The organism is Succinivibrio sp. (assembly GCF_045124615.1).
In the GTDB taxonomy this organism is placed as follows: domain Bacteria; phylum Pseudomonadota; class Gammaproteobacteria; order Enterobacterales; family Succinivibrionaceae; genus Succinivibrio; species Succinivibrio faecicola.
Map to the genome: position 1 here is coordinate 1 of NZ_JBGVMC010000405.1, position 8,862 is coordinate 8,862.

Here is an 8,862-nt window from a genome sequence, read left to right on the forward strand (position 1 = left end):
GTCACGTGCAGCAGCTGCTCTTTGCGTAAATGCAATTGAACAGGGACAGTCTTTATCTACAAGCATTCCTCATTTTACAAAAGATCTTGATGATAGAGACAGAGCTTTGGTTATGGAGATTGTATACGGCACTCTCCGTCATCGCCGTCTGCTTTCTACAACTGTAAATTCTCTTTTAGATTATTCTATTAATCAGAAATTCAATATTGCCAGAGCTCTTATCATCTGTGCTATTTACCAGATCGTATTTATGAGAGCTCCTGATCATGCAATTGTATCTTCAACTGTTGGAGCTTGCTCACTGTGCCATTGCAGCAGCTTTAAAAATCTTGTAAATGCAGTTCTTAGAAGATTTTTAAGAGAAGGCTCCCATCTGTGTCACGATGCAAATATCTGTGTTGAACAGTCTTTCCCTGATTGGTTATACAAAAAACTTGAGGAAGACTACAAAGAAGATGCAAAAGACATCCTTATAAAATCAAATCAGCATGCTCCAATGTTTTTGCGAGTAGAAACAAACAAGATATCAAGAGAGAAGTATCTTGAAGAATTAAAGAAAGCAGAGATTGAAGCTACTGCTGTTGAGCTTACAGACAGCTGTATTAAACTTGAAGAAGCTGTAAATGTTGAAAGACTGCCTCTTTTTAAGGAAGGTATGGTTGCCGTTCAGGATTTAGCAGCTCAGATGACTGCCCCATTACTTGATTTAAAACCAGGAATGAGAGTTATTGACTGCTGTGCAGCACCTGGTGGAAAGAGTGCTCATATCTTATCAATTGAACCTACAACAGATTTAACTGTTTGCGATATTGATGAGACAAGACTTGAAAGTGCAAAGAAGGAGCTTTCAAGATTAAATGACAATGCAACATATAAAGTTGCAGATATGTCAGATGAAGCAACTATAATTGAAGGGGAATTCGATAGAATTCTTGTTGATGCTCCATGTTCAGGAACAGGAGTTATCAGACGTCATCCTGATATTAAATGGCTAAGACGAAAAGGTGATATAGATAAACTAGTACAGACTAGTTCAAAGATATTAGATAAAGCCTTTAACAGTCTTAAAAAAGGTGGCATATTAGTGTTCAGCACATGCTCTATATTAAAAGATGAGAATATACGTCAGGCTGAAGCTTTCTTGAAAAGACATCCTGATGCAGCTTATTTGCCATTTGATTTTAAAGGAAATCTCGTTGAGACATATCAGAGACTTCCAGGTGAGGATGATGCTGACGGATTTTTCTACACAAGGTTTATTAAAAACTAGCTATGAAGATTATTATTCTTGGTTCTGGTGATGTTAGTCTGGAACTTGCAAAATATCTGGCAAATGCAGGTCATGCTGTAACTATTGCAGATACAGACTCTGAACTGCTTACAGAAATTGCAAACAGAATCGACCTTCGTGTTGTAACCGGAAATCCTGCATCTCCTGCTACTCTTAGAAAAGCTGGAGCTGAAAATACAGAGCTTCTTGTTGCTACTACCTCAGACGATGAAACAAATATCACAGCCTGCTGTGTAGCTCATGTTCTGTTTAAAATTCCAAGAAAAATAGCTCGTCTAAGATCTCATGAATATCTGTCTGAATCTGAAAATCTGTTTGGTATCAAAAGCATACCTATTGATCATATTATTGCAACAGAGCAGGTTATTACACAGAACATCATGTCTTTGATTGAACTTCCTGGTATAAGTTCATTAGGTTCATTTTGCAATAACAGAATCATTGTTGGTTCTGCAAGAGTTGAAATTGGAGCAAAACTTTTAGGTCAGGGTATCTCATATTTCAACGAATATGATGGAAAAGCAAAGGTCCTTGCAATCTACAGAGATGGAAAATATTTAAAGAATCTTGATAAGGAAGTTTTCCAGTTAGATGATGAAGTTTTCTTCTGCTGCCAAAGAGACAGAGCTCTATCACAGTTAGGATCTATCAGAAAATTAAGCATTGGCGACAGAAATATTACGATTGCCGGCGGAACCCATGTTGCAGATAATCTTGCAAGAACCCTTTCTGAAAAATACAGAGTAAAACTTATTGAGTCTGACTCAGCAAGAGCAAATCGATCATCAGTACGACTTCATGACACTGGTTGCGAAGTATATGATGCCGATCCAATGGATATGGAGTTCTTAAAGGAAGAAAACCTAGATACATCTGATCTGTATATAGCTGCAACTCCAAAAGATGAAACCAACATTATGACCTCTTTGATTTTCTCTCGTGTTCATAATGTTAAAACTATTGCCCTTATCAGAGGCGAAAGCTATCTTGAGCTTACAAAGTCAGATAGAAATGATATTGATACCGTAGTTTTTCCAAAAAACTCTATTATTTCTGCAATGCTTTCTCTTATCAGACAAGAAGGTGTTGAAAATGTTCATCTGTTCAGACAAGGTAAATCTGAAGCAATTGAACTTTGTCTTCAGGGTTCTCGTTTATCAAGCAAAGTTATTGGCAGAAAATATGAATCTCTCAATCTGCCAGAAGGAGTTACCTTTGGTCTTCTTGTAAGAGGCAAGAAGATTATGGTTGTTGATAAACATACTGTATTTGCAGATAAGGATGTGGTTATTGCTTTCTTGAATGATCATCTTCAGATGAGAGCTTTAGTTAAATACTGTCGTCCATTCTCATTCTGGGTGCCAAAGTGGTAGTAGATTTTCGTTTAGTTGCAAAATTTTTAGCACCAGCCTTACTTCTTTTTGGTTTGGTTGCCTTTATACCTGGAATTTATGCATACATAAATCATACAGATGGTGTATTGGCATTCTCAACTACTGGTGTGATTGCACTTATAGTTACAACCATTTGCCACCTGCTTGGAAAAACAGCACTTACAAACTATGCCTCATTAAGAGTTCTGTTCTTATTTACAACTTCATTATGGGTAATCTGTGCTGTAATCGCATCTATTCCATTTTATTTTCTTCTACCTGATTTTAGTTTTTCAAAATCACTTTTTGAAGCCTGCTCTGGTCTTTCCACAACAGGCTCTACTGTAATTAGCTATATTGAGCAAAAGCCTCAGGCTCTTCTTTTGTGGAGAGCGATTTTACAGTATATCGGAGGCGTAGGATTCGTTGCGATGGCTGTAGTAATTCTTCCTGTTTCTGCAATGGGTGGAATGAATATCTTCAAAACCGAATCCCAATCATTTGATGATTCTGCTAAATTTACCCCACATTTAAAAACAATGGTTATTTCATTGTTTATCTGGTATATAGCAGTACTTGTATTCTGTTCTTTCTTCTATGCACTGTGTGGTCTTGATCTTTTCACTGCCATTACAACTGCAATGACTACTGTATCCACAGGTGGTATGACAAATACAGATGCCTCCATGAACTTAATGCCACATTCAGTTCATTACACTGCTATGGTATTCATGTTCATTTCTAGCTGTCCATTCTTGCTGATACTGGCATCTATTTCAGGAAATCCAAGTTTATTCTTCAAGGATCAGCAGGTTAAAGGATTCCTTTTACTGATTGTATTTGTATCATTGGCAGTTGCAACTTCTCTGATATTAACTAACGGTTATGATCTTGAAAAGGCTCTGAGAGTATCGTTCTTTAACGTTATATCAGTCATATCCACAACAGGATATGCACTTGAAGACTTCACTTTATGGAATCCTTTTGCTTCAATGATGTTTTTATTCATTCTTGCTTTAGGCGGTTGTTCAGGATCAACCTCTGGTGGTATCAAGTTTTTCAGAATTCAAATCTGTTATTCAATGTTTAAGGTTGAATTAAAAAAACTTATTCATCCACATATTGTTTCAGAACCAAGATTCAAAGGAAAAATCATTGATCCAAAAACACTGTCTTCAGTTATTACCTATCTTGTTTCCTATATTATTCTTGCAATGATATCCAGCACCATTGCAAGCTCACTTGGTCTTGATCTTGGTGATGCTGTTACAGCAAGTATTTCATGTTTATCAAACATCGGTCCTGCACTCGGAACCACACTTAATCCATCAACAAACTTTTCTCAAGTTTCAGATCCTCTGTGCATTCTTTTTGCTATAGATATGATCTTTGGACGTTTAGAAATTCTTCCTGTTCTTCTGTGTTTTACCAGAATGTTTTACAGAAGATAAAAAAAGGTTCATAGCTAACTTAACTATGAACCTGTTTACCTTATGTTAAATATTTATTAGAAGGTGTATGAAGCACCAGCATAGAATAAGTGAGAATTAATCTTCTCTTCTTTGCTTGTATAATCTGTGCTAATTTCACCAACGCGACTGAAGTAATCATAGCCTACGCGGATACCAAATCCATTATTGAATTTATATTCAGCACCTACACCTGCAACTAAACCTACACTTGAAGATGTATCTGTCTTGTCATCATCATCTTCATCAACTAATCCAATAACACTAAATGTAGGACCAGCCTTTGCATAAATTGAGAAATTGTCGTTTAACTGAATCTGGCCTTTACCATAGAACTCAAAAACGTGAGCGCCTAAGCCATATTCTGTTGATTTATAAACAGTATAACCGCCATTTGTGAAAGAACTTGATCCTTTAACTCTACCAAGGTAAAGGAAATCATATGCAGCACCAAGTGCAAAATAGTTATTGAAGTTGTATTCGCCAAACAGCTTAACACCAATACCGTTTAAATCCTTATCATCATAACGTTTTGAATATCTTGCACCGGCAATATTTGAATCTGAATTCAGGTTAGAAAGATCACCTGATGATTTAGCGAAACCGCCAACAGCACCTACTGTAAATGCATTATTAAAAGCATTTGCACTAGTTGCAGATAAACAAGCTGCTAATACAGCACTAGCTAGAACCAATTTCTTCATAATTTTCTCCTTAATATATCGGTGTTTTGTCCGATTTTTGACAAAAGAATAATACGATAGAAATTGATTGAGAAATTGACAGATTTTTAAAATTTGTAAAAATAAAGCACAAAAATGTGCTTTTACTGACAGATTTTTAATTTTTGTTCAATTAAAAAAATCAGTAATATACCCAGAAATCAAGAATCAATACTATTGTCCATGAAAAATTATGGATTGCACATCCTATCAGGGCATACTTACGTTCTGATGCCACATTCTTAGCATTATGTTTGTGAATAAATACTCTAACGGTTGATGCTAGAAGAGGAAGCAGACCGAATATTATGATGATACACTCCCATAGCTGATGTGAGGTAGCGCATGCAGCAAAAGATAAAAGGGCTGAAATTATATATAAAACAAGAAGATATACTGCACTTAAGTGAGTTCCTAATCTTGCGGCAATTGTCTTTTTACCATTGAGTCTGTCCTCTGTTATATCTCTCATATTTGCAATATGAAGGACCATAACGGAATGGATTCCGACAGCAACGGCAAGCATGTAGGAATCAGGGAAAAGATCTATTCCGCTTCTTGATGCACCCAAAATCAGCATCTGAGAACCAAGAATTGCTGCCAAGCCAAAGAAAATGAATACTGCAAGATCGCCAAATCCATGGTATCCATATGCAAGACCTATTGTATAGAATATTGCAGCAAGAACAGCGGCAACACCCAGGAAAGTAAAATAAGCTAATACCTGAAGGTCATAACCTACGGCCATAACTATAGCAATGCATCCTGTTATTGTTGCAAGTGTTGTAACAAGAGCCATTGACTTTCTTAATGATGTAAGTGAAATTGATCCGATCATAACAGCTCTTATCGGTCCTAAACGATTTGGTCCGTCCGCATTTTTGCATGCATCGCCATAGTCGTCAGCAAAATTACTTAAAATCTGTAACAAGATTCCAGTTATCACAATAAGTGTTGCTGTAGTAATAGTAAAACAGTTTACTCGACCATAATAAAAACCTAAAGCACACCCTAAAATACAGTTTGACAGTGCCAGCATTAATGATTTTACGCGAATCTCTGATAACCAGTCTTTTAACATACCCATCCTTTTAACTAGTTATATACCCAGTAATCTGATGCCAAAATTCCCATCCATATAAAATTATTTACATTAAAGAAAAACAACATTTGGATAAGACGTATTCTCATCAGATTTATATGACTTGGGTTTCTAATAATAAGATAAATATAATAAGTTACAGGTATATATCCTGTAAGCAAAAACATTGAATAAAGCAGTCTGTGTGACGTTGCACAGGCAAAAACAGACAGTAAAACAGATCCAAGATATAAACAGATAATATACAAAGAGGACATTTCATAACCAAAAAGCTGTCTTAAACTCTTTCTTGTATATTTTCTTACAACAGTCTTAGATTTAAGATTTCTTATATAAAGTGTTAACAAAGAAACCGCTGTTGCACTAAATGCGAGCCCTAATGTATCAGGATAAATATCAAGTCCGGTACCTGATGCAGAAATAATTAAAAACTGAGGAGCAATAATAGAAAAGAATCCTAAAGTTCCAAAGATAATCATAGCTCCGATACCTTTATACAGATATAAAGAGGAGCTTGCATAGAGCATTGTGCCAAGAACAGATATTACTGAGAAGAACAAGAACCAAGATAAAAGCTGAATACTGTCAGAAAAAGAAAGGTACATAGCTATTGTGCCTGTAATTGAAGCAAAAACAGTGATAATAGCCATTCTGTGCCTTAATTCAGTCACAGTAATGTTTCGAATAATTATCGGAGTTACAAAACCATCTAATTTATCTTTTCTGTGATTTCTATATGCAACAGAATAATCAATTGAATAATTGCACAGTGCCTGTATGCTTATTGAAGCAAATACAGTACACACTCCTACAACAACAGTCTTCATGTTTATAGCGCCATAAAAGAAACCTAATGAAACGCCTAACATTGAATTTGTCATTGCAAGCAATAACGAGAGCGGTCTTACAGAAAAAAAATACTTAGTTAACATAACAACCAATGATAGATAATTTATCTATATTGTATGTTATTTAGCGATAATTATGTTTATTTTTCTTTATTTATGAATTCTTTTTTTAGCTTTCATCAGAAAATTTGTTTTCGTTTATAAATAAAGCTTTTGATCAATTTTTATTATTTTTGATTTTTCAGCCTTTCTCTCTAGTATAATCACATGAAATTTATTCGGAGAAAAAAAGAAGATGCTATTTAACGATCCAGCACTCCTCAAATTAAAAAACACCTTTGAGAAAGAAAAAGTAAGAAAAGAAGGCTTTATTAAGGCTACAGAAAGAGGTTTTGGTTTTTTAGAATGCGATAAGGATTCATTTTTCATAACTCCAAATGATATGAAAAATGTTATGCACGGTGACAGAATCAGTGCTGTTATCGAAACTGATAGTGAAGGAAAATCTAAAGCAATCCCAGAAAAACTTATCGAACCATTCTTAACAAGATTTGTTGGAACTGTCCTTTTTGTCGGTGGAAAACTTAATGTATTAGTCGATCATCCTAGCATCAAAAACAAACTCTTTGCTGATGATAAAAGAAAAGATGATAAATCTAAACTGTCAAACGGAGACTATGTCATCTGCGTTTTAACTAATCATCCATTAAAGTCAAAAGGCCCATTCAAAGCAGAAATCATCGAAAGAATCTGCTCAAAAGAAGATCCTAAAGCACCTTGGAATGTAAGCTTAAGAAGATATGATCTTCCTCTTCGTGAACCAGATGATGAAGAGTTTACTTTCAATGAAAACGATCTTCCAAGAGAAGATCTGACAGATATTCCTTTTGTTACCATCGACTCAGCTCATACTGAGGATATGGATGATGCTTTATTCATAGAAAAGAAAGGCGACGACTTCGTTTTATATGTTGCTATTGCTGATCCTACTGGATATATCGCTCAAAACAGCAAACTAAATGAAATTGCATCTCACAGAGCATTCTCAATTTATCTGCCTGGTTTCAATATTCCAATGCTTCCAAGAAAGCTGTCTGATAATTTATGCTCTCTTCGTGAAGGTGAAATAAGAAAAGCTCTTGTCGGTATCATCACTGTTAAAAAAGATGGTTTTATTGAAACAGATAAGACACAGTTCAAGCTTGCAGACATAAAATCAAAAGGAAAACTCATTTATAACGAGATTTCTGACTACCTTGAGGGAGTAGAAAACTGTTCATTTACTCCATCAGATGAAATAAAGGGAATTATTGATCTGCTAGTTGAATTTACTCATGTACGCGACACTTTCAGAAGTACACATGCAGCTGCATTCAAGAACAGACCAGACTATGATTTCGTTCTTACAGAAGAAGGCGCATTAGATCATATTGAGGTAAATTTCAGACGTATTGCGAATCAAATTGTTGAAGAATCAATGATTGTTGCAAACGTTGCAGCAGGAAACTTCCTTGCAAATAAACTCAACAGTGGAATCTACAATATTCACAAGGGTTTTGATCTTCAGAAGAAAAAAGATCTGATTGAACTTTTGAAAAAGGAAAACTGTCCTTTTGATGAAACAAAACTCGATACAATCGAGGAATATAATTCAATTCGCAGATTCGCTGTAAATAACAATAATGATTATTTAGACAGTAAAATACGAAAACTTCAGGAATTCTCTGAAATAAGTATTGCTCCTGGCCCTCACTATGCTCTAGGCATTGAAAACTATGCTACATGGACATCTCCTATACGTAAGTATGGTGATATGGTAAACCACAGACTGCTAAAGAACATTATAGTAAATACACCACATCCAACTCTTCCTGATACAGAGATCCTCAAAATTATGAATGAGGCTCGTCGTACCAATAGAATGGCAGAAAGAGACGTAAAAGACTGGTTGTATGTTGAGTATCTTGAAAAAGAGATTGAAAAGAAGACTGTATTTACCGGTGATATTTTCGATATCTCAAGAGGTGGTCTGAAAGTTCTATTACAGGAAAATGGAG

7 protein-coding genes are annotated in these 8,862 nt (G+C 35.4%); 4 read left to right on the forward strand and 3 right to left on the reverse strand.

The window, feature by feature from the left end; genetic code table 11:
* The 3 genes from rsmB to ACJML3_RS10715 all read left to right on the forward strand — a co-directional run.
* On the forward strand, positions 1–1,270 hold a 1,270-nt coding region (gene rsmB / locus ACJML3_RS10705), incomplete at its 5' end, for a 16S rRNA (cytosine(967)-C(5))-methyltransferase RsmB (RefSeq protein WP_406023109.1).
* A gap of 2 nt (positions 1,271–1,272) precedes the next feature.
* A complete protein-coding gene (gene trkA, locus ACJML3_RS10710; RefSeq protein WP_406023111.1) occupies positions 1,273–2,664 on the forward strand; it encodes a Trk system potassium transporter TrkA in 1,392 nt (463 codons plus the stop codon).
* Positions 2,658–4,115: a TrkH family potassium uptake protein gene (locus ACJML3_RS10715; protein ID WP_406023113.1), complete on the forward strand. Its 1,458-nt coding sequence runs from the start codon at positions 2,658–2,660 to the stop codon at positions 4,113–4,115. The genes trkA and ACJML3_RS10715 overlap by 7 nt, the downstream gene beginning before the upstream one ends.
* 56 nt (positions 4,116–4,171) lie before the next feature.
* On the opposite strand, the gene ACJML3_RS10720 is transcribed toward ACJML3_RS10715, so the two are convergent.
* The 3 genes from ACJML3_RS10720 to ACJML3_RS10730 form a co-directional block, all read right to left on the reverse strand.
* A complete protein-coding gene (locus tag ACJML3_RS10720; RefSeq protein ID WP_406023115.1) occupies positions 4,172–4,837 on the reverse strand; it encodes an outer membrane beta-barrel protein in 666 nt (221 codons plus the stop codon).
* 160 nt (positions 4,838–4,997) lie between these two features.
* Positions 4,998–5,936, reverse strand: coding sequence for a 1,4-dihydroxy-2-naphthoate octaprenyltransferase (menA, locus tag ACJML3_RS10725; RefSeq protein WP_406023117.1), 939 nt, complete (start codon positions 5,934–5,936; stop codon positions 4,998–5,000).
* 14 nt (positions 5,937–5,950) lie between these two features.
* Positions 5,951–6,889 carry a hypothetical protein gene (locus tag ACJML3_RS10730; protein ID WP_406023119.1) on the reverse strand — a complete coding sequence of 313 codons (939 nt, stop codon included), beginning with the start codon at positions 6,887–6,889 and terminating at the stop codon, positions 5,951–5,953.
* A 211-nt stretch (positions 6,890–7,100) separates the two neighbouring features.
* On the opposite strand from ACJML3_RS10730, the gene ACJML3_RS10735 reads away from it, so the two are divergent.
* On the forward strand, positions 7,101–8,862 hold a 1,762-nt coding region (locus ACJML3_RS10735), incomplete at its 3' end, for an exoribonuclease II (RefSeq protein WP_406023121.1).